Raw genomic sequence first — 22,132 nt, forward strand, 5'->3', positions numbered from 1 at the left:
CGACACCGTAACTTACGGTGTCGTAGGTAGGCGAGGTCCCGGAGATGAACTAAAGCGAAGCGGTCAGCCCTCGTGCCCGCAGGACCGACCGCTCCAGCGGCCGGAACACGATCAGTTCGATGCCGACGCCGACCAGCAGGATCAGGAAGATCGCCGAGATCACGCCTTCCATGCTGTTGAACGACGAGCCCTCGTTCAGGTACGCGCCGAGCCCCTTGCCGAGGGCAGGCGACAGCGCGATCAGTTCGGCGGCCATCAGCGAACGCCAGGAGAACGCCCAGCCCTGCTTGAGGCCGGCCAGGAAACCGGGCAACGCGGCGGGCAGCAGGATGTGCCGGGCGGAGGAGAGCCTGCCCGCGCCCATCACCTGGCCGACCCGCGGCAGGATCGGCGGGATCTGGTCGATGCCCGCGACGAGACCGTTCGCGATCGACGGCACCGAGCCCAGCAGGACGACGAAGTAGATCGACGCGTCGTTCAGTCCGAACCACAGGATCGCGGCGGGCACCCAGGCCACCGACGGAAGGCTTTGCAGCCCGGTCAGGAACGGCCCGACGGCCGCGCGGACCAGCCGGACCTTCGCCACCAGCAGGCCGAGCGGGGTTCCGATGAGCACGCCGACCAGGAATCCCAGCGCGGCACGGTGCACCGACGTCCAGACGAACTCGAAGATCTCGCCGTCGGTGGTGATACCGGCGAGTTCGTCCCAGACCGCGAGCGGCGAGGGCAGCATCGACTCGGGCCAGAACGCGGCGGCCCACAGGGCTTGCCACAGCGCGACCAGCAGGATCAGGAAGACCACTGGCGGCACGAAGCCGCGCAGGAACCGCTTCCCCCGGCTTTCCCGGTGTTCCCCGGCGGGGGTGTCGAGCGAGTCGAGCCCCGCGCCGACGGCCTCGTCCGCCTCTTCCGCCGCGATTTCGGGGCGGTCAAGCCGCGGCATGGGTACTGATCACCTCCCGGAGGTGACCGGTGATCTCCAGCGTCAGCTCTTCGGCGTCGGAGGCCTGGACGTCGCGCCATTCGCGCACCACGCGGCCCGGCCGCGACGAGAGCAGCACGACACGCTGGCCGAGCCGGACGGCCTCGCGGACGTCGTGGGTCACGAACAGCACCGACGTGCCGGTGCTGCGGTAGACCCGCAGCAGTTCACCCTGGAGGACGTCGCGGGTGATGGCGTCGAGCGCGGCGAACGGCTCGTCCATCAGCAGCAGCGACTGCTCCGGGTCACCGCCGACACGCAGGGTCGCGGCGAGCGCCCTGGCGAGCGCGACCCGCTGGCGCATTCCGCCGGACAGCTCGTGCGGCCGCTTGTCGCCCGCGCCGCCGAGGCGGACGAGGTCGAGCAGTTCGGCCGCCTTCTCGCGACGCTCGGTCCGGCCGAACCCGGCCAGCCGCAGCGGGAGTTCCACGTTGCGGGCAGCGGTCAGCCACGGCATCAGCGCGGCCTCCTGGAACATCACCGCGGGACGGGAGGTCTCGAGGGTGATCGAGCCGGAAGTCGGCTGGTCGAGGCCGGCGACCAGGTTCAGCAGGGTGCTCTTGCCGCAACCGGAGGCGCCCAGCAGGCAGACGAACTCGCCGGGGGCGACGGTCAGATCCATCCCGTCGAGGGCCACGACGGCGCGGCCGGTGGGGCCGAACGCCTTCCGGACACCGTCAAGGCGCACGGCGACGCCGGTGGACAGACCGGGCTCCAAGGTGGTCGTCATCGCTGATCCCCTTCGGTCACTTCGTCAGCCCGGGCGCGTTCACGCCCGGCTTGCCCTGCTGGGAGAGCACGGCGTTGAGCGGGCCGAAATCGGCGAACCCCTTGAGGTCCACCGCGGACTTCACCACGCCGGCGGTCACCGAGTCCTGCGCGAGCTGGCTGAAGGTCGACGCGACCGGGTCGATGCCGAGCTCGATACCCGAGAACGCGCGGTCGAGAACCGCCTCGCTCAGTGTGCTGCCCGCGAGCGCCTTGAGCTCCCCGTTGACCACCGTCTTCGCCTCGGCGGGGTTGGTCTTCGCCCATTCGATGGCGGCGAGTTCACCCTTGAGGATGGCGGTGACGGTCTCCGGGTGCTGCTGCAGGAACTCGCTGCGGACGATCACGACCGTGGTCGGGAACTTGCCTTCCGGCCACAGGTTCTTCTCGTCCACCAGTACCTTCGCGCCGGCGTCCAGCACCAGCCGCGACGACCACGGCTCCGGCAGCCAGCCGCCGTCGAGTTCGCCCTTCTTGAACGCGTCGAACGTCTTCGGGTTGTCGAGGTTGGTGACCTTCACGTCGGGCAGCTTCTTCTCGGCGACGAACTTCTTCAGCGCGACATCCTGGGTGTTCGCCAGCGACGGCGTCGCGATGTTCTTGCCGGAAAGCTGCTCGGGCGTGGTGATCTCGGGCTTCACCACCAGCTGCGCGCCGCCGGTGACCGCACCGGAGACGAGCTGGATGGCGCCCTTGGACTTGGTGAAGGCGTTGATCGCCGGACCGGAGCCGATGAAGGCGATGTCGAGCGAGTCGCCCAGCAGCGCGTTGACCTCTTCGGGTCCGGCGTTGAAGGTCTGGGGTGTGAGCTTCGTCGAGCCCAGTTCCTTGGCGAAGAATCCCTTCTTCACCCCGATCAGCGCGGGCGCGTGGGTCACGTTCGGGAAGTACCCGACCCGCACTTCGGACGCGGCGCCCTGGCTCTTCTGCTCGGCGGGGGCGGTACCGCTGTCGGCGCGCGAACACCCCGCGATCCCGCCGGCCAAGGTCAGTGCGGCGAAGGCCGCGGCCAGCAGACGGGCTCTGTGGTGGGTGCGCACGGGGGTGGCCTTTCGGAGGGTACGACGCTGCTCGGGTGGTGGCGCGAGAGTCGCATGTTCACCCGCCTGCCTGCATCGCCATCCGAATGACGGGAAAGATCCTGAGAAACCTTGACACCAGACGGAACTGTTGTTCCATATGTCAAGACGCCGCGGGCGGCCTCCTGGTGTAACGGTCGAGGCCGAACGGGCGAATCACGCTTAGTGGTGACTCACCGTCGGACCGTCGCGATGGCGGGCGTCTTGACCGCGGGCCTCGGGCTGGGCGTGCTGGCGATGACGCTCAAGATCGCCGACGGTACGCACACCGTGCTCGACACCACCCTGTCGACGACTACCGGGTTCCTTTTCCTGCTCGCCGGCGCCGTCGCGCATGTGCGACGGCCGTCGAACCCCACCGGGCTCCTCATCGCGCTGGCCGGGCTCGCGCTGTTCGCCGAGGACCTGCAGTTCGCCGGAGACGCCGTCACGCACACCGCCGGGCTCGCGCTGTCCGCCGCGTCCAGCCCGGTGATCGCGCATCTGGTGCTCGTCTTCCCCCACGGGAAACTCCGGTCCCGCGGGGAACGCGCGCTCGTCTTCTCCGCCTACGGTGTGGTCTTCGGCTCGGCGGTACTCGGTCTGCTGGTCAACGACGATCCGCGGAACCTCGCCGCGGTCGCGGCCTCCCCGGAGGCGGAACAGCTGGTCAAACGGCTGCTGGAACTGGTCGGCGCGCTGATCGGCGGCGGTGTCGTCGTGGTACTGGTCTACCGCTGGCTCGCCGGGCGGCTGCCGCAGCGGCGCCTGCTCTCCCCGGTCGTCGCCATCGCCGTGATCGGCGCGGTCAGCACGACGGTCGGCAGCGCGCTCGGCTCCGGGCATCCCGTCTCCGATCCCTTGCTCGACGTCTACCGGATCTCGTTCTGCCTGTGGCCGCTGGCGTTCCTGATCGGGGTGCTGCGGGCGCGGGTCGGCAACGCGGAGATGATCCGGCTCCTGCTGGAACGCGACGGCTCCGGGCTGGCCGCGCTCGTGCAGGACGACGAGGTGTGGAAGGACACCCGGTCGATCGACGCGCTGAACGCCGCGGCCGGGCTGGTGCTGGACAACCAGCGTCTCGCCGCGGAACTGGAGGAGCGGCTCGTCGAGGTCCAGGCCTCGCGGGCCCGCATCGTGGCCGCCGCCCACGACGAGCGGAGACGTGTCGAACGGGACCTGCACGACGGCGCGCAGCAGCGGCTGGTGAGTGTCGTGCTGCTGCTGAGAATGGCGGAACGGCGGCTCGGCGACGAGCTGAGCCCCGCCGTCGCGAAGCTGCTGAGGAACACCATCGACGAACTGCAGGCCACCGTCACCGAACTACGCGAACTCGCGCGCGGGCTGCATCCCGCGATCCTCACCGAGGCCGGGCTGATCCCCGCCGTCCGATCGCTGCTGGACCGGATCCCGCTCGCGGTCGACCTCGCCGGGGCCGACGTGCCCCGGCTCAGCGGCGCCGTCGAGGCGACGGCGTACTTCGTCGTCTCCGAAGCGGTCACCAACGCCTTGAAGCACGCGCAGGCCGGCGAGGTCCGCGTGCGGATCGGCGTCGAGCGGGACGGGCTGCGGGTGGACGTCCACGACGACGGCACCGGTGCGGCCGACCTCGGCGGCGGTTCCGGGCTGCACGGTCTCCGCGACCGCGTCCGCGCGCTCGGCGGCGAGCTCACCGTCCTCGGCGAACCCGGTTCCGGGAGCACGGTTTCGGCCGTGATCCCGTTGGACGGCTCCTGAGGATCAGGCCAGGCCGCGGATCGCGCGCGCGGGCGGCCGCACCCCCTGGATCGACGCGATCATCTCCAGCACCTGCCGGGTGCGCTTCACCTCGTGCACCCGGAACACCTTCGCCCCCTCGGCCACCGCCCAGGCCGTCGCGGCGAGGGTCCCGTCGACCCGCTCCGCGAGTTCCACGCCGAGCGTCTCCCCGACGAAGTCCTTATTGGACAGTGCCATCAGCACCGGCCAGCCGGTGTCGGCCAGTTCCCGTGCGTGCCGCAGCAGCGCGAGACTGTGCCACGTGTTCTTGCCGAAGTCGTGGGTCGGGTCGATCAGCACACCCTCGCGCGGGACACCGAGTGCGACGACCGCTTCGGCGTGCGCCGCGGTCTCCGCGACGACATCCGCGACGACGTCCGGGTAGCGCACCCGGAACGGACGGGTACGCGGGACGGCGTTGCCGGTGTGCGAGCAGACGTAACCGGTGCCGAACTCCGCCGCCACCTCGGCCAGCCGCGGATCGGCGCCCGCCCAGGTGTCGTTGATCAGGTCCGCGCCCGCTTCGGCCGAGCGCCTGCCCACCTCGTGCCGCCAGGTGTCGACGCTGATCACCAGATCCGGATGCAGCTCCCGGATCCGCTCGACGAACGGCACCACCCGTCGGATCTCTTCTTCGACGTCCACCTCAGCACCGGGGCCCGCCTTCACGCCGCCGATGTCGACGATGTCCGCCCCCTCCTCCACCGCCCGCGCGACGGCGGCGAGCGCGGCCGGGTCGGAGAAGGTCGCTCCCTTGTCGTAGAAGGAATCCGGGGTGCGGTTGACGATCGCCATGACCAGGGCGCGGTCCCTGGTGACGCGGCGCCCGCGGAAGGTCAGCTCGTTCACGCCTCGATCGTAGGCGAGAGCACCGGCCGGTGCCGCCCACCGGGACGGTCCCGGACACCGGGAGCGGCCATTCGAGTGGCTGTATCTGATATATGAAACAAGAGATCGGATCTCTCTTGACTTGCCGTCGAGACGGCGAGTAGTTGTTGTCCCACAAGGAAAGTTCAGCCCGGCGACCTGGTCGCCGCCAGAGCTGGTCGGGATGCCGACGGACGGCGGATCGGCATCCCGGCCACCCACTCCCCCGGTGTCCCCGGCGCAGGAAGGGCCACGAATGTCCCCAGATCCTCTTCGCGCGGCACGGCTTTCGCGGCGTACGGTGCTGGCCGGAACCGCGGGCGCGCTCGGCGCGCTCGCCCTGCCCGGTGTGGCCACCGCGGCTCCGCTGGACTGGTCAAGGGCGGTCGTCGACTCGACGATGGAGCGCTACACCCCGGCCACCCTCGGCGGCTGGGGCTACACGCGCGGCCTGTACCTCTACGGCCAGTACCTGGTGTACAAGCGCACCGGCGAGAGACGCTACCTCGACTACATCCTCGCCTGGTACAACCGGTTCGTCACCGAAACCGGGATAACCAACGAGTTCACCAATCTGGACGCGATGCGCTCCGGGCAGATGTTCCCCTTGCTGTACAACGAAACCGGGCAGGTGAAGTACAAGACCGCGGCGGAACAGCTCCACCGCCGGTTCCCGTCCTATCCCCGGACGTCCGACGGTGGGATGTTCCACGCCACGAGCAAGACCGGTCAGTTGTGGGCGGACGGCGTGTACATGGCGCAGCCGTTCCTCGCCTTGTACGGCAAGACCTTCGGCGATCGCGGCTACTGCTACGAAGAGGCCGCGAAGAACGTCACCGTCTACTTCGACCACCTCAAGGAGCCCACCAAGGGCCTGCTCTACCACGCCTACGACGAGGACGGTTCGGAACCGTGGGCCTCGGGCGCCGGGCGGCATTCGAAGTACCACTGGGCCCGCGCGATCGGCTGGCTCGGGATGACGTCGATCGACCTCCTCGAGATCCTTCCCCGCGACCACCCACGACGGCGGCGGCTCGTCGACGTCGTCAAGTTCCTCGCAGCCGGCTACACCCGGTGGCAGGACCGGGCTTCGGGCCGCTGGTTCCAGATCGTCGACCGCGGCGGCGACAAGGACAACTGGCTGGAGACCTCGGCATCGGCGATGTACACGTTCCTGCTCTCCAGGGCGGTGGAACGCGGATACGTCGGCACGGAGTACGGACCGATCGCCGCGAAGGGCTACACCGGCGTCCTCTCCCAGGTTTCGACCGGCTCCGACGGGCTGACCGAAATCAAGAACATCTCCGAGGGCACGAATGTCGGCGACACGGCGTATTACTACGCCCGTAAGCGCAATATCAACGATTTCCACGGTCTCGGCGCGTTTCTCATCATGAATGAGCAACTCGCTTTCTCAGGCGGTGTCGGCTATTGACTGGAGGCGCTAACATCGCGTGCTGCGACGCCCACTCCCAGGAGGGACGACCGGATGCGCGAGAAGCCACCCCAGGCCTCTTATACCCGGCTCGAACTCGGTGACACCAGCAGGATCCCGGTCACGGTGACGGTTTCCCCGCATGTCTCGCTGGTTTCGATGCTCGTCGAGGTCGTCGGCGGGTACGACCGCGGCCTGCCCGCCCCCTGGCGCCGCCAGGTGGGCTCGGCGATCCCGGAGCAGGGGTACCGCGCGGCGAGCGCGCTCGCCCGCCGCGGCAGCTCCGTGCAGCCGGATTTCATCGTGCCGGTCAGTCCCACCGAGGACGCTTCCGCCGCCTGCCAGGCGGAAATGCTGCGCGAATTGCCGGAAACCGATGTTTTGAAAGGCCTCGAAGAGGTCTTCGGCGACCGGTTGCCCGCGCAGTGGCGGCAGGCGGCCGACCATCCGAGACGCTGGGTCGCCTCGCTCGCGGACGCCTTCACCGCGACCAGGGTGGCGACCGAAAACCTCTGGACCAAGGCCCGTCCCCTGCTCGATCGTGAGATCGAACGGATCGGCGTCGCCTCCGTCCGCGGCGGGACCGACGCGGTGCTCGGCCTGCTGCGGCCTCATTTCCGGTTCAGCAACGGGTCGCTGCTGCTGCCCGACGCCGAACCGGCGCGGTACACCACCCGCGGCCGACGGCTGATCCTCGTCCCGATGCTCGCGGGCTGCCGGTCGGTGGTGTCCAACTTCGACGAGGAGGACGCCATCTGGATCGGCTACCCCCTCCCCGGGCTGGACGGCCTGCTCGAGAACGGCAGGCTCGAAACACCCCCCGTAGCGGAGGGACTCGACCTCGTCGTCGGCGCCCACCGCGCGAAACTGTTGCGGCACTTGGGAAAGCCCGCGCGGATGGGCGAGATCGCGAATCTGCTTTCCTGCGCCGCGAGCACCGCCACCTACCACTGCGAGCAGCTCGTCTCGGCGGGCCTGATCCAGCGCCACCGCGAGGGCCAGGTCGTCCTGGTGGTCCGGACGCCCCGCGGTGACGCACTGGTGGATCTGCTGGCCTAAACCCGCTGCAGGCCCGGCTTTCCCGCCTCGACGACATAGCTGCGGTCCGCGGCCAAGGTCACCTTCGAGAAGTCGTACTCGGCGGTGTCGGAAACCGTCATGAAATCCGCCCGCATCTGCGCCTGCGAAGCCGTCACCCGGACGTAGCCGCGCTTTCCGCGGCAGTACTTGATGTGCGGGTTGTTCGACAGCCACGTCGACGACGGATCACTCGCGGTGTCGCTGTTGCTCGTCACCGACGTCGTCACCAGTTCCGAACCGAACACCGGGTCGCTGTGGTTGAAGTAGTCGCGACGCAGATCCGCGGCCCAGTGCCGGTGGACGTCACCGGTCAGCACGATCGGGTTCGGCACCTTGCGGTCCACGATGCCCTTCGCGATCCGGTCGCGGGAAACCTCGTAACCCTGCCAGGAGTCGGGGCTCTCACAGGTCGCCTTGTTGCCGTCGCCGTCACGGGTGGCGAAGAAGACCTGCTGGCCGAGGAAGTCCCACTTCGCCGGGGCCGTCTCCAGCGCCTTCAGCAGCCACGCCTCCTGCGTCGTGCCCAGAATGCTGCGGGACGTCGACCGCATGTCGGTGCACGCGGGCCCCGCGTCGCCGGAGGGGTCGGGTACCTGCGCGTTGCGGTACTGCCGGGTGTCGAGCATGTGGAACCGGGCGAGGTTGCCCCAGGAGAACTGCCGGTACAGGCGGATGGTCGAACCACTCGGCTTGGCGGTGGACCGGATCGGCATGTTCTCGTAGAACGCCTGGAATCCGTTGGCCTTCCGCTCGGCGGTCGCGGGGGCGGTGGTGCCGTTCCAGTTGTTCATCACCTCGTGGTCGTCGAAGACCACGATCCACGGCGCCATCGCGTGCGCCTTCTGCAGGTCGGCGTCGGTCTTGTGCTGCGCGTGCCGGGCGCGGTACTGCGCCAGCGTCGTCACGTCCTCGGAGAAGGCGAGCCTGCGCGGATTCAGTTCGGCGGCGGCGCGCCCGGACTTCTTCTCGTACATGTAGTCGCCGAGGAACAGCACCAGCTCCGGGTTGTCGGCGAGCATTCCCTTGTACGAGTGGTACCAGCCCTCCTCCCAGTGCTGACAGGAGGAGAAGCAGTACTTCAGCTGATTGACGGCAGCACCGGCGGCGGGCGCCGTCCGCGTCCGGCCGACCGGTGAGATGTACCCGCTGGTCTTGAAGCGGTAGAAGTACTCGCGTCCCGGCGCGAGGCCGACCGGCTCGATGTGCACGCTGTGCCCCGAGGCGCGGGCAGCGGTCGCGTTGCCGCTCTGGACGATCGACGAGAACGCCTCGTCGTTCGCGATCTCCCAGTCCACTGTGTACGAAGCGTCCGGCATCCCGCCGAAACCGTCGGGGTTCAACGGGGCGGGCGCGAGCCGCGTCCACAGCACGACGCTGTCCGGCAGCGGGTCACCCGACGCGACACCGAGCTGGAACGGATCGTGGATGGCGGGCGCCGCCGCCATCGTTCTCGCGTTCGCCCACGAAGGCAACGTCGACGACAACGCCGCCGCCGAAACCGCCGCGGCTCCACCGAGGAGTACCGCCCGCCGGTTCACCTGACCCATGAGTATTCAACCTTTCGAAGTGGGGAAAGAACGGGGAGGGATTTCACGCGGCGTAATCGGTGATGCCGCCACTGCAGGCCTCGAGGACCGGATTCGCGGCGGCGTTGGCGACGCAGACCTTGTAATAGACCCACGAACCCTTCGCGACCGGAACGGCCTTGTCGACGTGGGTGCCGTTACCACCGGAGGCCCAGACGTAGAACGGGCCGGCGCCGCCCTTCGTCCAGTAGGCGACCACGGCGGACTTGCCGTCGGCGTCCTGGTCGTAAACGAGGAAATGAGCATCCGATGAACGGAACTGCCCTTCACCGGCACAGGCACCGGTGGAACATTCGGCGCTGCCGGAACCGACCCCGCAGTCGGGCGCGATCCGCTGATCCGAGCCGGTGTAGACATATCCGTCCGAAATGTAACCACCGAGCGCGGGAACGTAGTCCCACAACGTCGTCGTGCCGAGCGGACCGGTGACCGAGGTCCCGATCGTCTGGCAGTCGATTGTCACCGTGGCACCGTTGGCCACCGTGCGGACCGCGGTCGAGGCCGTGTTCGGCGCGCGGCGCACGTTCAGCGGATCACCCGCCGTCTTCACGGTCCCGGTCCCCGCGGCCAGCGCGGGGGTCGCGCCGGCGAGGCCGAAGGCACCCGCCGTCGCGAGTACGAGGAAGAAACCGGCGAGCCGCCGGATACTTGAACGCTTCATGACCGCAGCGTCGACCGGAGTCGTACACATCCCGTACAAACCCGAACGACTGTCTGCACATGCATGCGAATGGATCTAGCCAACCATGGCGGTACGGCAATACGATCGGCGGAATGGGGCTCCTGCCGTATTGGCGGTTTAGGTGACTATTCTCGGGTTTCGCGTTCTCGGTCCGCTCGAAGTGGCGGTGGACGGGCAGGTGGTGCCGCTCGGCGGCCCCAAACCGCGTCTGCTGCTCGCCGCGCTGCTTCTCCAACCCAATGTCGTCGTCTCCACCGAACTGCTGATCGAGGTCCTGTGGCCTTCTTCGGCTCCCCGTTCGGCGGCGGCGAACATCCGCACCTACGTCCATTCACTCCGCAAACGCCTCGCCGATCACGATCCCGGACTCGGGGACCGGATCGGCAGCCGGGCGTCCGGATATATCCTGAAAGCTTCACCTGGGGAGATCGACCACATCAGGTTCGGCGAACTGACCGCTCTGGCACAGGACGCGCTCGGCCGGGGAGAGGCCGAAACCGCGCTCGGCCTGCTGGATCAAGCCGAAGCGCTGTGGCGCGGCGAAGTCCTCGAAGGGCTGCCCCACGACCACGGCTGGGGCGCGACGGTGGCCCGGCTGACGGAATCGCGGCTCACGGTCCAGGAACAACGGCTGCGGGCGAGGATCGAACTCGGCCGTACCGCCGAAGCCGTCGCCGAACTGCGCGGGCTGGTCACCGAGCATCCGCTGCGCGAAGAACTCTGGCAGCAGCTGATCGTCGCGCTCCGGGCCGACGGCCGTACGACCGACGCGATCGAGGCCTACGAAATGGCCGAGAAAGTGCTGGCCGAGGAACTCGGCACCGAGCCGGGACCACGGTTGCGGGAAGTGCGGGCTTCGCTGGTCGTGGCGCCGTCCGCGGCCGCGGAGACCGTGGCCGTCCCCCTTCCCCGGTCGATGGCGCCGGTCTGCCAGCTACCGCTGGACCTGCCGGACTTCACCGGCCGCGAGGCGGTGGTCGGCGACCTCGTCGAGCTCTTCCGCCACCGGCGGGAACAGGGAAAACCGGCGATCGTGGTGCTTTCGGGAGCGCCGGGGGTCGGCAAGTCCGCGGTCGCGATCCGGGTCGCGCACGCGGTGCGGGAGGTCTTCCCGGACGGCCAGTTGCACGTCGACCTCGCCGGGACGTCGTCCTCGCCCCGGCCGCCGATGACCGTGCTCGCCGAGTTGCTCCGCGCCCTGGGTGTCCCCGACGCGGGCCTGCCGCGTGAGCTTCCCGAACGCGCGGCACTGCTGCGGTCCCGGCTGGCGAGTACGCGGATGTGCGTCGTCCTCGACGACGCGGGCAGCGCGGCGCAGGTCCGGCCGCTCCTGCCCGGCGCGGGCACCTGCGCGGTGCTGATCACCAGCCGGGTGCGCATGCCGGATCTGGCCGGGGCCACCTCGGTCGACGTCGATCTCCTGCCCGAGGCCGAGGCCGAGGAGCTGCTCGAAGGCATCGTGGGCCGGGACAGGGTGGCCGCCGAACCGGAGTGCGCGGCCGCGATCCTGCGCCAGTGCGGGTACCTGCCGCTGGCGATCCGGGTCGCCGGGGCGAAGCTGACCCACCGGCCCGGCTGGACACTGCGCGTACTGGCGGACAGGCTGCGGGACGAGAGACGAAGACTCGACGAACTCCGCGTCGGTGATCTGGCCGTCCGTGCCAGTGTCACGCTCAGCTACGACCTCCTGCCGATGTCGGCGGCGACGGCGTTCCGCGGCCTCGGCGGGCTCGGCTCGGTCCAGTTCCCCGCTTGGGCGGTGGCGGCCCTGCTCGGCCGGGACCACGCCGACGACGTCCTCGACGTGCTGGTGGACGCCCACCTGGTCGAACTCGCCGGCTCGGACGGCACCGGTGAGCCGCGCTATCGCCTGCACGACCTGTTGCGGTGTTACGCCGTCGAACTGCGCGCGCAGGACGTCCCGGCGAAGGCGCGCGACGCCACCAAACGCGTGCTGGAGGGGTATCTCGCTCTCGCGGTCGAAGCCGCGGACCGGATGCCGATCCATTTCTTCGGGCTCTACCGGGACGACACCGCCGCCCAGCCTGCTCTCCCGCCGGGCACCGCGAGGCTGGTCGAGGACCCGGCCGCGTGGTTCGCCGCCGAGCGGCACACCTGCGTCGCCGCCGTCTCGCTGGCCGCCGAACTCGGTTTCGACGCGCTCGCCTGGCGGCTCGCCGCCGCGCTCGCGCCGTACTTCGACCAGCGCGGGCACCAGGACGACTGGCTGCACACGCACGCCGTGGCGCTGGCGGCGGCCCGCCGGTCCGGCGAGGTCCGAGGCGAGGCGATCATCCAGCGCAACCTCGGCCAAATCCAGCTGTACCAGGACAGTTACGCCGAAGCGCTGGTCGCGTTCGAGCAGTCGCAACTGCTGTTCGACAAGATCGGCGACGCGCGGGGCGTGGCGATCGCGCTGGCCGGGCTCGGCACCGTGCTGCGGATCAAGGGCGACGTCGCCATCGCGCTGGAGCACTGTCACGCGGCACTCGACCAGTTCTCGGCGGCCGGTGATCCGCACGGCGAGGCCGTCGCACGGATCGCGATCGGCGCGGTGTGGCTGGCGCGGCGCCGGTTCGCCGACGCGGAACGCTGGTTCACCGAGGCACTCGACCAGGCCGCGGACATCGGCGACCGGCATCGGGAGGCACACGCGCTCAAACGGCTCGCGATGTTGCGGCAGCATCAAGGAAACCTCGCCGGGGCACGCGAGCGGGTCGACCGGGCCATCGCGATCTTCAACGAACTCGGCGACGACCATTGCGTCGGTTACGCGAACCAGAACCTCGGCGAACTGTATCTGCACAGCGGGGATCTGGCCCACGCGCAACTGCTGCTGGTCAATTCGCTGAGCGTGCACCGGCGCAACGGGGACCGCCGGTCCGAGGCCGAGGTGTCACAGTTGCTCGGGGAACTGCACGAGGCATTGAGCCAGCCGGAGCGGTCTCGGACGTACTCGGAACGCGCGCTCGCGTTGTGGCGGGAACTCTCGGCGCGGCCACAGGAGTCCGCGCTCGCTTCACGGCTCCAGGAATCGGCGGAAGCCTCTTACGACGATTCCGCGAGCGCCTGACGCAACAAATTCGGCACTTGGACGCGCGAGTACGCAGCGCGACCAGGTGCCGAATTGCGTTTGTATCGATCGTGTACAGGCCCCGGCGAAGCTCCCTTCGTAGCAACCGAGAGTGCTCGAAGGGAGACCGGAATGGTCCGGACCGTGAAGGCCCGCCGTGTGATGGCGGCCGTGCTGGCCATGGGGGCGGTCACCGCGCTGGCCGCCAACCCCGCGAACGCCGCGCCAGAAGGAAGCTGGCGCGCCGACCTGTCCACTGTGGACGGCGACGACGTCAACGTCCGCAGCGATGGTGGCGTGCTCAGCCTGGAAAACGCAGCCTGGCACAGAAAACCCGGCTCCATCGGCAGCCAGGGTTACCTGCTGCTGGCCGAGCAGAAGCTCGGGAAGCCGGTGAACCGCGTCACCGCGCAGGTGACCGCCGACGCGCCGAAGGGCACGGCCGTCGAGGTCGACGTCCGCGGAAAACTGAACTCGAACGACTGGACCGAATGGACTCCCACCGAGGATGGTGGCGCGCAGCTGTCCACTTCGGTCTCCACCGTCCAGGTCCGCGTCGGCCTGCGCACCGTGAACGACGGCCTGACCGCGAAGGTCAGCGACATCACGCTCCAGGGCGAACTCGGCCCGCAGACGAACGCGATCGGCGCGGCCGCCGCCCCGCTGACCTACAAGGTGTTCGGCACCCGCGAAGGCCTCACCGGGGAAACCACCGCCAACGGCCACGTGATCAAGTCCCGCGACCACTTCGTCGCGCTGCCCTCCGGCCGCGGCCTGGCGCCCAAGAACACCGGCAACTACACCGTCCGCATCTGCCGCACCGACAACAGCCGCTGCGAGTACGCGCCGGTGTGGGACGTCGGCCCGTGGAACACCAAGGACGACTACTGGAACCCGTCGGCCACCCGCCAGATGTGGAAGGACCTGCCGCAGGGCAAGCCCGAAGCACAGGCCGCGTACCAGGACGGCTACAACGGCGGCAAGGACGAGTTCGGCCGCAAGCCCGCCAACCCGGCAGGCATCGACCTCGCGGACGGCACCTTCTGGGACGGCCTGAAGATGACCGACAACGGCTGGGTCAACGTCTCCTACCTGTGGACCGGCTCCGGCCCGACCGGTGTCGTCAGCACCGCGGGCGACCCGATGAACGTGCGGGCTTCGGCGAGCACCACGGCGGCCGTCAAGGGCCTCGCGGCGAACTACGCGAAGGTCAACATCGAATGCTACGTCGAGGGTGAGACCGTCACCGGCAAATTCGGCACCAGCAACATCTGGGACCGGATCGGCCCGGGGCACTACATCTCCGACACCTACCTCCAGACCGGATCGGACCTGCCCGTCGCGCCCAAGTGCGCGTGACCCCCTGAACGCGAAGGCCCGGCGCACCCCCATTGTGCCGGGCCTTCGCCCTTTTCCGGTGCTTCGTGGCCGGTACTGGGAGTTGAAGTACATGAAGGCCTCCTTGCTTGCGCCTGGCGCCAATGCCAGGAACTTAAGCGACGGTTCCTGAGGCTCTCCAACTGTCCATAAAGGATTCATCGAGAGCCGATTCGTCCGATTGATCACCCTTTGCCCGTGTTATCAAGTCCGTGAAGGCCTCCTTGAGGGACTCTGAGTCCCTCAAGGAGGCCTTCACGGACCATCGACACCATCGACCTTCGTGGGCGAACAGTCGCTGCCCGAACGGACGGTACGTACTGGAGCCGGGCTACCCGACCTGGGCGAACATGTCCGACACGCGACCGCCCCGCCGGCCTTGAGCTCCTGGCATTGGCGCCTGACGCAGGGAAGGGGGCCTTCATGTACTGGGAAGGTCGAGTTTCCTCGGCTGAGCCGAGGGAAGGAGGCCTTCACGGCATGGCGACCGGGTCGTCCCGGGTTCGTCCATGAAGGAAGCTGGACACTCAACGTCCCAATTCCTTCATGCACGCGGACACCCAGCCGCGCCCTGGGCGCCAACCCCAAAGCTCGCGTGTCGCGAAGGCCTCCTTCCCTACCTTGAACGTCAGGGTCCCGGCAAAGTCGGGTTTTGCAGGTCGGGCACCTCTACGTCGGGGCGCAGGCCGACGTCACGCCGGTTGCGAAGTTTGATCAACAGAGGATCAGGGACCTGCCAGGAACCCGGCGCCAGCGATGTCACATCCGGACCACTGAGAACAGTGCCGACCGGCAACTCTGCGACTTTGCCGAGCCCCTGCCCGTGAGAGTAGGGAAGGAGGCCTTCACGGCACATGCCTAACGACGCCGAATCAGCCAGATCCGTCCCACTGAACGGCGCCTTTATTCACAACCATGAATGGTCTTCACAAGCGCTCGGCCGTCGTGCGAAACTCCCGTGACGCATTCCCACTGACGAATGGCGGGCATCGTGAGCGTTTCCCGGCGAACCCTGTTGACCACCGCCGCCGGTGCCGCCGTCGCGGCGACGGCGATCACCCCGGCCGCCAGTGCGGCGGAGCGAGAAGCCCACGGTCTAAAGACTTTCCGCCGAACTGCGGACTACGCGGTGACCAAACTGCGAGCCGTCGCGCCGGGGGTGACAGCCTTTCCCGAGATCACCCGATTCGAGAAATGGACCTATTCCGCCAATGGCGGCTGGATCGGCGGTTTCTGGCCGGGGACATTGTGGCTCGCCTCGATCTACAGTGGCGATCCGCAATTCCGGGCACTCGCGATGGCGTCCGCGGAAAAGCTCGCGCCGCGCCAGTACGAAACGCGCGATCACGATCTCGGATTTCTGTTCTATCCCTCCTGGGTGACCGGCTGGCGGCTCACCGGCGACGAGAAGTGGCGCACCGGCGCGCTCAACGCCGCCGCGTCGCTCATCCAGCGCTACAACGAAAAGGGCAGGTTCATCCGGGCATGGGGCGCGCTCGGCACGCCGGGGAACGCCGGCCGGGTCATCGTCGACACGATGATGAACCTGGACCTGCTGACCTTCGCGAGCAAGCAGACCGGCGACCGGAAGTACCTCGACATCGCCGTCTCCCACGCGAAATCCACCGAGCGGGTCTTCGTTCGCCCGGACGGTTCGACCCCGCACGTGTTCGACTTCGAGCCGGACACCGGCGCCGAGATCGGCCCGAACTCCGTGCAGGGCTACAGCCCGACGTCGTGCTGGTCACGCGGCCAGGCTTGGGCGATCTACGGTTTCACCACGATGCACCGGCGCTCCGGCGATCCGCTGTTCCTGCGGACCGCGCAGCGCCTGGCCGACTTCGCGCTCCGCGCACTGACCCCGGACAACGTGCCGGTGTGGGACTACCTCGCCCCGCAGGCGCCGCACGACATCAAGGACTCCTCCGCTGGAGCGGTGATGGCGTGCGGGCTGCTCGACCTGGCGAAGGTCGCGAACCGGCCGCATTACCGCGAGGCGGCGATCCGGATCCTCACGGCGTTGTGCGACACCTGCCTGACCACGGGCTCCACCCGCGCCGAGGCGATCATGGCGCGAGGCACGCGCAACCGCCCGGCCGAGGACGGCGTCGAGGTGTCACTGCCCTACGGCGACTACTACCTGCTCGAAGGCATCCTGCGGGTGCTGATGCCCGCGGAGATCGACAAGGCGATCGACCTCTCCACCGGTCCGTGAAACGCCTCGTCAGTGCGCGTGGTGCGCGTGGACCTTCGCGTGCCCCAGTCCGCGCCCGATCATCCACTTGTTCACCGGAACCGTCAGCACGAACGCGATGGCCAGCGAGAACACCAGCGAACCCCAGAACAGCAGGCTCCCGAGCCCGGCGTCCATGGCGCCCGGCACCACCACCATGATCCCGTTGTCGATGATCTCCATGACCGCGATCGAGACGGTGTCGGCGGCCAGCGCCACCTTGAGCGCCGCGCCGAGCCGCAGGCCCGACTTCAGCACGCCGCGCATCGTCAGCGCGTAGCCGAAGACGAAGGCCAGCGCGATCGACAGGACGACCGTCGCCGCGTTGTGCAGGCCCAACGCCGTGCCGATCACCATGCCGAGGACCTCGCCGATCGCACAGCCGGTGAGGCAGTGCAGGGTCGCCGCCGCCGCCATCGACCAGCTTGCTCCATGCCGTGTCTCGTTCATACGAGGCAATATACCCCCTACCCGTATATCTGGCGCAGTGACGCGGCTCTCTCGGTGACTCATCGTCACTCCCGTAGGCCGACTCGGTAATCGGGCCAGGTCGATGAACTCACTTCCGTAACCCTTTGCGCTCATCCGGTTGACCGGGGTAACCGGAGACCCTAGTTTCGCCGGAGGTCTCCACCGCGCGCAGACCGATCGGCTGGTTCAGGTAGTTCCGTGACTATGGGGTGGAGATGCGAGGGCCGACGAAGACGCTCGTGGTGATGGCCGTGCTCGCTTTGGGCATGGTGTTCGGGCTGATCGGTTGCGACGGCGAGGAGCCTGCCGGGACGGCGGCCAAGCCGGTCCGGATCGCGTTCGTGCCGAAGGTCGCGGGCATCCCGTACTTCGAGGCGATGAACACCGGCGGGCACGCCGCCGCCAAGCAGCTCGGCGTCGAATGGATCTCGACCGGTCCGGCGACGGTCGACCCCGCCGCGCAGGTCTCGATCGTGCGCGGCTTCGTCGACCAGGGGGTCGACGTCATCGCGATCGCCCCGAACGACCCCAAGGCGATCGCGCCGGCGATCGCCGAGGCGCGGGCCAAGGGCGTCCACGTGATCACCTCGGACACCGACGCGCCCGGCACCGATCGCGAACTGTTCGTCAACCAGGCGACCCCGGAGGGTATCGGCGAGGCGCTCACCGACGCCCTGATGAAGAAGATGGGCGGCGCGGGCAAGTACGCGATCGTCTCCTGCGGCGAGAGCGCCGAGAACCTCAACGCGTGGATCGCCGTCCAGCGGGCCTATACGGCTACCCAGTACCCCCAGGCGCAGCTCGTCGAGACGGTCTACGCCGGCGAAGACCGGGACCACGCCACCGCGCTGGCCAAGGACCTGATGATCAAGTACCCGGATCTCACCGGCCTGGTCGGCGAGTGCACGACGTCCGCGCCGGGAGTCGCCGAGGCGGTCCGCGCACAGGAGAAGATCGGTCACGTCTTCACCGTCGGCGTCGGGACGCCGCAGGCGATCAAGCCGTACCTGCTGGACGGTTCCGCGTCCCTTTCGGTGCTGTGGAACGTCGAATCACTCGGCTACCTCACCGCGTGGGCGGGCAAGCAGATCGCCGAGGGCAGGCAGCTCGGCCCGTCGAACAAGGTGAACCTCGAACTCCCGGCGATCAAGTACGACGCCGCCACGAAGACCGTGCTGCTGGGTGATCCGCTGCTGATCACGCGCGAGAACGTGGACCAGTTCAAGTACTGATTCACCGGGCCCGCCTGGCGGCTCCGGCCGCTGCCGCGCCCCCGAGGATCAGGACCAGGGTGGTCAGCCCCCACCGCCGCTTCTCCTTCGTGCGGGCGTGCGGGTCGGCCTCCTCCGCCTCCTCGCGTTCCCTGGCGGCGACGGCCGGACGTGTCGGCTTCGGCACGGCGGCGGGGGGCTCGATCACCCTGGGCGCGGAAGTGGGCCGCGGCGTCGGGCTCGGCGTCGGAGTCGGGCTCGGGTTGGGGCTCGGGCTGGGCCTGGGGGTCGGCGATGGCGCAGGGGACGTAGGAGCAGGCGCTGGTGCGGGTGCCGGCGTGGGGGCAGGGGTGGGGGTCGGCGTGGGCGAGGGCGTCGGAGTCGGTGTCGGCTTGGGCGGTTCCGGTTTCGGCGGTTCGGGGACTTCGGGGGCGGTGAGGCAGCCGGCGGCGTCCGAACCCGCCAGCGGCGGGCCCGACCGCACCTCGGTCACCTGCCCGCCACGGTCGAGGCGGTAGAGCACGCTGCGTCCGCCGATCCGGTTCGCCGTGGCGTACAAGGCGCCGTCGCGGCCGAGCACGACGGAACCGTAGACATCGGCCGGCGGGAACCGGGCGTCGTCGGCTTCACGCACCTTGCCGGACGCCGGATCGATGGTGATCACGACGCCTTTTCCGTGCCAGGTGGTGGAAACGCCGTAGAGCAGTCCGTTGTGGTAGGCGAAGTCGTTGACGTCGTGGGCGAGGGTGATCGGCCGCAGGAACACCGTCCGGATCACCCGCAGGTACCGCTCACCCGGCGTCAAGTCCACTGTGTACAGCGTGCCGTTCCTGAGCAGGTACCAGTGATTCCCGCCGATCGCGCCCGCGGTCACCCCGGTGACGGGACTCCACACCGGCAACCGGTTCCCGGCGCGGGTGATCAGGCCGAGATCCCGGGTCTTCCCGTCACGATCGATCGTCACCGCGTGCGCGCCCCCTCTGAGTCCTTCGGCGACGCCGAAGATCAGGTCCCGTGTCGCGGAGTAGCCGAGCGCGTTGAGCCGGTACCCCGGATCGGTGACGCGCAGCGTGGTCCCCGAGCCGACGTCGAGCCAGCGCAGTTTCGACTTCTCGTGCGACCCGGTCTCGGCCTGCACCACCAGGCAGGACTCGGCGGCGCGCGCGGCCATCGGGGCCAGCAGCGCCGAGGCGCCGACCAGCCCCGCGACGGCCACCGTCGCCGCGGCCCGCGTCACCCCGTCCACGACGCTCAAACGAGCCTTGCCCGTGCGGCGGTGAACGCGTCGGGCGGGATCCGCACCCCGCCGCCGAACGGGTTCTGCAGCTGATAGATCGCGAACAGCAGGAGGGTGATCGTGCCGGCCAGGGTGGAGACGATGACCAGATGCGCGGCGAGGCGGGTGCCGCCGAACAGGTTGGGCAGCAGGACCGAGATGAGGCTGCCGAGGATCAGCGCGAACCAGACGACACCGCCGACCCGGCTGCCCTCGACGGCGTTGAGCCGGGCCTGACGGGCCTCGTAGACCTGCCAGAGCTGGGTGGTCGCCTCGGCCTTGCGCTCGCGGACCCAGTCGTCGTCCGTCGGCGCTTTTTCGACCGCCTTGCGCAACTGGTCGAGTTGCGCCCAGCCGGCGTCAGGGACGGACTCGTCGCCGACGGCCATCAACGGCCACTCCCGCTGTTCGACCGTGGTGATGTACTCCGCACTCAGCTTCCGTACCTCGTCCTTGACCTCGGTCCCCAGGGAATCCGCGGCCCAGACTGCGGCGACGAGGCTGTCCGCCTCGTGGTAGGAGCCTTCGCGCGCCGCGCTCGCGGAGTCGAAGAGGGAGATCAAGATGAACGCGACCAGTACCGCGTGCAGCCCGCCGACGATGGTGAACACCTGGCCTGCGGCGTCGTTGTTGTCACGCCGCCCCTCGTCCCAGCCGAATTTGCGGACGAGGTAGCCGACGAACCCCGCGAAGGCCGCCGCGCCGACGACCCAGGCGATGCCGGTCAGGTAAATGCCCATTCGACTCCATCCCTCAGAAGAGTGCTGAAACTAGTTCACCGCCCGACACGACGAAAAGGGCAATTGAATCAATTCATACTCGCGGCGGAGCGCGCCCTGTCGATCATCACCTTCCTGGCGCAATTTCTCAGCACGCGAAACGATTTACGGCACTCGCCGGAAAGGCGCGTCACCGGTTGGAGAACGCAGCTTCACGACCGAGTGAGCAGCAGACACGAGACGTCACCGGCGCGTCCGTTTACCGGCGGACCGACCAGCTTCGTCGCCCGAACGGCCCTCGCGAACAGCGCCTACCAGTACCGATCCGGCAAACAGGTGAACATACCCCGAGACCCGATCGAGTGTTTATGCCGGGTTGGCCGCTTGCTATGTTCATTTTGTGCGCACCCCACTCGAATGGGTAGCCGCGAATATGCGATCAGCAGTTCCCCATGGCGGATTGAACCGCCACGACGACGGGTGGATTTCTTGACGACCATCGAGACCCGCACCGGCGCCCGGCCAGCCGGCGAAGTACTGACATGGAGCCGGAATCTGCTCGATCCGGCACTGCGCGAAGCCGTCGGCGGCCTGCCTGAGTCGATGCGGCTGATCGCCGGCTACCACTTCGGCTGGTGGGACGAGCACGGTCGTCCGTCCACTTCGGACGGTGGCAAGGCGTTGCGGCCGGCGCTCGTGCTGCTCGCCGCCGAAGCGGTCGGCGGCGACGCCGAGATCGCCGTCCCGGTGGGGGTCGCGGTGGAGCTGGTGCACAACTTCTCCCTGCTGCACGACGACGTGATGGACGCCGACACCACCCGGCGGCACCGCCCGACGGCCTGGACCGTCTTCGGCACCGGCGCCGCGATCCTGGCCGGGGACGCCCTGCTGTCGCAGGCCTTCGAGGTGCTGTCCCCGTTCGGGCAGACCGCGTTGCGAGTGCTGAGCACGGCCGTGATCGACCTGCTGGAAGGGCAGAGCGCGGACCTGAAGTTCGAAGAACGCGGTGACGTCGACACCGCCGAATGCGTCCGGATGGCCGAAGGGAAGACCGGCGCGTTGCTCGGGGCGTCGTGCACGCTCGGCGCGCTCGCCGGGGAAGGGAGGGAGGATCAGGTCGACCGGCTGACCGAGTACGGGAGGGCACTCGGGCTGGCGTTCCAGCACATCGACGATCTACTCGGGATCTGGGGCGATCCCGCGGTGACCGGGAAACCGGTCCACTCGGATCTCTCCAACCGGAAGAAGTCCCTGCCGGTGGTGGCCGCGCTCCACTCCGGGACGGATGCCGGGCGAGAGCTGGACGCCTTGTACCGCAAGGAAAACCTCGACGCCGCGGAGTTGCCCCACGCGGCGGAGCTGGTGGAACGGGCGGGCGGCCGGGCGTGGAGCCAGGAGCAGGCCGACGCGCTCCTGACCGGCGCGCTGCACCATCTCGCCGTCGCGAATCCGGTGCCCCGCCCAGGCGCCGAGCTCGCGGCCCTCGCGAAACTGGTGGTACGGCGACAATATTGACGACGGGCGCGGAAAAGGCACGGGTGGGCTGGGCGAAAACT

General features: G+C 68.8%; 17 protein-coding genes. 8 read left to right on the top strand and 9 right to left on the bottom strand.

Translation table 11 applies throughout. The features are described from left to right. Positions 1 to 49 precede the first annotated feature (49 nt). The 3 genes from ACZ7KI_RS00265 to ACZ7KI_RS00275 are packed head-to-tail and all read right to left on the bottom strand — an operon-like array spanning position 50 to position 2,790. Complete coding sequence (locus tag ACZ7KI_RS00265) at positions 50 to 943, bottom strand: ABC transporter permease (RefSeq protein WP_470271068.1); 894 nt, start codon at positions 941 to 943, stop codon at positions 50 to 52. Next, on the bottom strand, positions 930 to 1,712 hold the full coding sequence (locus ACZ7KI_RS00270) for an ABC transporter ATP-binding protein (protein WP_470271069.1): 783 nt from the start codon (positions 1,710 to 1,712) through the stop codon (positions 930 to 932). The genes ACZ7KI_RS00265 and ACZ7KI_RS00270 overlap by 14 nt, the downstream gene beginning before the upstream one ends. A gap of 16 nt (positions 1,713 to 1,728) precedes the next feature. Next, on the bottom strand, positions 1,729 to 2,790 hold the full coding sequence (locus ACZ7KI_RS00275; RefSeq protein ID WP_470271070.1) for an ABC transporter substrate-binding protein: 1,062 nt from the start codon (positions 2,788 to 2,790) through the stop codon (positions 1,729 to 1,731). Positions 2,791 to 3,021: 231 nt separating this feature from the next. Between ACZ7KI_RS00275 and ACZ7KI_RS00280 the strand changes: the two genes are divergently transcribed. Continuing rightward, positions 3,022 to 4,545, top strand: a complete 1,524-nt coding sequence (locus ACZ7KI_RS00280) for a sensor histidine kinase (protein ID WP_470271429.1) — start codon at positions 3,022 to 3,024, stop codon at positions 4,543 to 4,545. A 3-nt stretch (positions 4,546 to 4,548) separates the two neighbouring features. Here ACZ7KI_RS00280 and folP read toward each other — a convergent pair whose 3' ends face one another. Then, the gene (gene folP / locus ACZ7KI_RS00285; RefSeq protein WP_470271071.1) at positions 4,549 to 5,415 is read right to left on the bottom strand and encodes a dihydropteroate synthase; all 867 of its coding nucleotides are present in this window, start codon (positions 5,413 to 5,415) and stop codon (positions 4,549 to 4,551) included. A gap of 274 nt (positions 5,416 to 5,689) precedes the next feature. On the opposite strand from folP, the gene ACZ7KI_RS00290 reads away from it, so the two are divergent. Beyond that, positions 5,690 to 6,868 carry a glycoside hydrolase family 88/105 protein gene (locus ACZ7KI_RS00290; RefSeq protein WP_470271072.1) on the top strand — a complete coding sequence of 393 codons (1,179 nt, stop codon included), beginning with the start codon at positions 5,690 to 5,692 and terminating at the stop codon, positions 6,866 to 6,868. Between the two features lie 54 nt (positions 6,869 to 6,922). Beyond that, a complete protein-coding gene (locus tag ACZ7KI_RS00295; protein WP_470271073.1) occupies positions 6,923 to 7,927 on the top strand; it encodes a winged helix-turn-helix domain-containing protein in 1,005 nt (334 codons plus the stop codon). On the opposite strand, the gene ACZ7KI_RS00300 is transcribed toward ACZ7KI_RS00295, so the two are convergent. Both ACZ7KI_RS00300 and ACZ7KI_RS00305 read right to left on the bottom strand, forming a co-directional pair. After that, positions 7,924 to 9,495, bottom strand: coding sequence for an alkaline phosphatase D family protein (locus tag ACZ7KI_RS00300; RefSeq protein ID WP_470271074.1), 1,572 nt, complete (start codon positions 9,493 to 9,495; stop codon positions 7,924 to 7,926). The two genes, ACZ7KI_RS00295 and ACZ7KI_RS00300, sit on opposite strands and share 4 nt — an antisense overlap. Positions 9,496 to 9,538: 43 nt before the next feature. Further along, a complete protein-coding gene (locus ACZ7KI_RS00305; protein WP_470271075.1) occupies positions 9,539 to 10,195 on the bottom strand; it encodes a hypothetical protein in 657 nt (218 codons plus the stop codon). Between the two features lie 142 nt (positions 10,196 to 10,337). Between ACZ7KI_RS00305 and ACZ7KI_RS00310 the strand changes: the two genes are divergently transcribed. The 3 genes from ACZ7KI_RS00310 to ACZ7KI_RS00320 all read left to right on the top strand — a co-directional run bounded on the left by ACZ7KI_RS00310 (position 10,338) and on the right by ACZ7KI_RS00320 (position 16,881). Next, positions 10,338 to 13,289, top strand: coding sequence for an AfsR/SARP family transcriptional regulator (locus ACZ7KI_RS00310; protein WP_470271076.1), 2,952 nt, complete (start codon positions 10,338 to 10,340; stop codon positions 13,287 to 13,289). A 132-nt stretch (positions 13,290 to 13,421) separates the two neighbouring features. Then, the gene (locus tag ACZ7KI_RS00315; protein WP_470271077.1) at positions 13,422 to 14,648 is read left to right on the top strand and encodes a hypothetical protein; all 1,227 of its coding nucleotides are present in this window, start codon (positions 13,422 to 13,424) and stop codon (positions 14,646 to 14,648) included. Positions 14,649 to 15,657: 1,009 nt separating this feature from the next. Next, positions 15,658 to 16,881, top strand: coding sequence for a glycoside hydrolase family 88 protein (locus tag ACZ7KI_RS00320; protein ID WP_470271078.1), 1,224 nt, complete (start codon positions 15,658 to 15,660; stop codon positions 16,879 to 16,881). A gap of 9 nt (positions 16,882 to 16,890) precedes the next feature. Here ACZ7KI_RS00320 and ACZ7KI_RS00325 read toward each other — a convergent pair whose 3' ends face one another. Beyond that, positions 16,891 to 17,316, bottom strand: coding sequence for a DUF4396 domain-containing protein (locus ACZ7KI_RS00325; RefSeq protein ID WP_470271430.1), 426 nt, complete (start codon positions 17,314 to 17,316; stop codon positions 16,891 to 16,893). Positions 17,317 to 17,585: 269 nt separating this feature from the next. On the opposite strand from ACZ7KI_RS00325, the gene ACZ7KI_RS00330 reads away from it, so the two are divergent. Next, complete coding sequence (locus ACZ7KI_RS00330; protein ID WP_470271079.1) at positions 17,586 to 18,602, top strand: autoinducer 2 ABC transporter substrate-binding protein; 1,017 nt, start codon at positions 17,586 to 17,588, stop codon at positions 18,600 to 18,602. Between the two features lies 1 nt (position 18,603). Here ACZ7KI_RS00330 and ACZ7KI_RS00335 read toward each other — a convergent pair whose 3' ends face one another. Further along, positions 18,604 to 19,827 (bottom strand): DUF6923 family protein, encoded by a 1,224-nt coding sequence (locus ACZ7KI_RS00335; protein WP_470271080.1) that lies wholly within the window; start codon positions 19,825 to 19,827, stop codon positions 18,604 to 18,606. 5 nt (positions 19,828 to 19,832) lie between these two features. After that, positions 19,833 to 20,597: a bestrophin-like domain gene (locus ACZ7KI_RS00340; protein ID WP_470271081.1), complete on the bottom strand. Its 765-nt coding sequence runs from the start codon at positions 20,595 to 20,597 to the stop codon at positions 19,833 to 19,835. A gap of 468 nt (positions 20,598 to 21,065) precedes the next feature. On the opposite strand from ACZ7KI_RS00340, the gene ACZ7KI_RS00345 reads away from it, so the two are divergent. Next, positions 21,066 to 22,091: a family 2 encapsulin nanocompartment cargo protein polyprenyl transferase gene (locus tag ACZ7KI_RS00345; protein ID WP_470271082.1), complete on the top strand. Its 1,026-nt coding sequence runs from the start codon at positions 21,066 to 21,068 to the stop codon at positions 22,089 to 22,091. The last annotated feature ends 41 nt before the right edge of the window (positions 22,092 to 22,132 follow it).

It is taken from the genome of Amycolatopsis sp. NPDC039088, assembly GCF_055598845.1.

Bases quoted from the DNA above. Each gene is read 5' to 3' on its own strand.
- ACZ7KI_RS00265 (WP_470271068.1), bottom strand. From the start codon at position 943: ATGCCGCGGCTTGACCGCCCCGAAATCGCGGCGGAAGAGGCGGACGAG.
- ACZ7KI_RS00270 (WP_470271069.1), bottom strand. From the start codon at position 1,712: ATGACGACCACCTTGGAGCCCGGTCTGTCCACCGGCGTCGCCGTGCGC.
- ACZ7KI_RS00280 (WP_470271429.1), top strand. From the start codon at position 3,022: ATGGCGGGCGTCTTGACCGCGGGCCTCGGGCTGGGCGTGCTGGCGATG.
- ACZ7KI_RS00290 (WP_470271072.1), top strand. From the start codon at position 5,690: ATGTCCCCAGATCCTCTTCGCGCGGCACGGCTTTCGCGGCGTACGGTG.
- ACZ7KI_RS00295 (WP_470271073.1), top strand. From the start codon at position 6,923: ATGCGCGAGAAGCCACCCCAGGCCTCTTATACCCGGCTCGAACTCGGT.
- ACZ7KI_RS00300 (WP_470271074.1), bottom strand. From the start codon at position 9,495: ATGGGTCAGGTGAACCGGCGGGCGGTACTCCTCGGTGGAGCCGCGGCG.
- ACZ7KI_RS00305 (WP_470271075.1), bottom strand. From the start codon at position 10,195: ATGAAGCGTTCAAGTATCCGGCGGCTCGCCGGTTTCTTCCTCGTACTC.
- ACZ7KI_RS00315 (WP_470271077.1), top strand. From the start codon at position 13,422: ATGGTCCGGACCGTGAAGGCCCGCCGTGTGATGGCGGCCGTGCTGGCC.
- ACZ7KI_RS00325 (WP_470271430.1), bottom strand. From the start codon at position 17,316: ATGGCGGCGGCGGCGACCCTGCACTGCCTCACCGGCTGTGCGATCGGC.
- ACZ7KI_RS00330 (WP_470271079.1), top strand. From the start codon at position 17,586: ATGCGAGGGCCGACGAAGACGCTCGTGGTGATGGCCGTGCTCGCTTTG.
- ACZ7KI_RS00340 (WP_470271081.1), bottom strand. From the start codon at position 20,597: ATGGGCATTTACCTGACCGGCATCGCCTGGGTCGTCGGCGCGGCGGCC.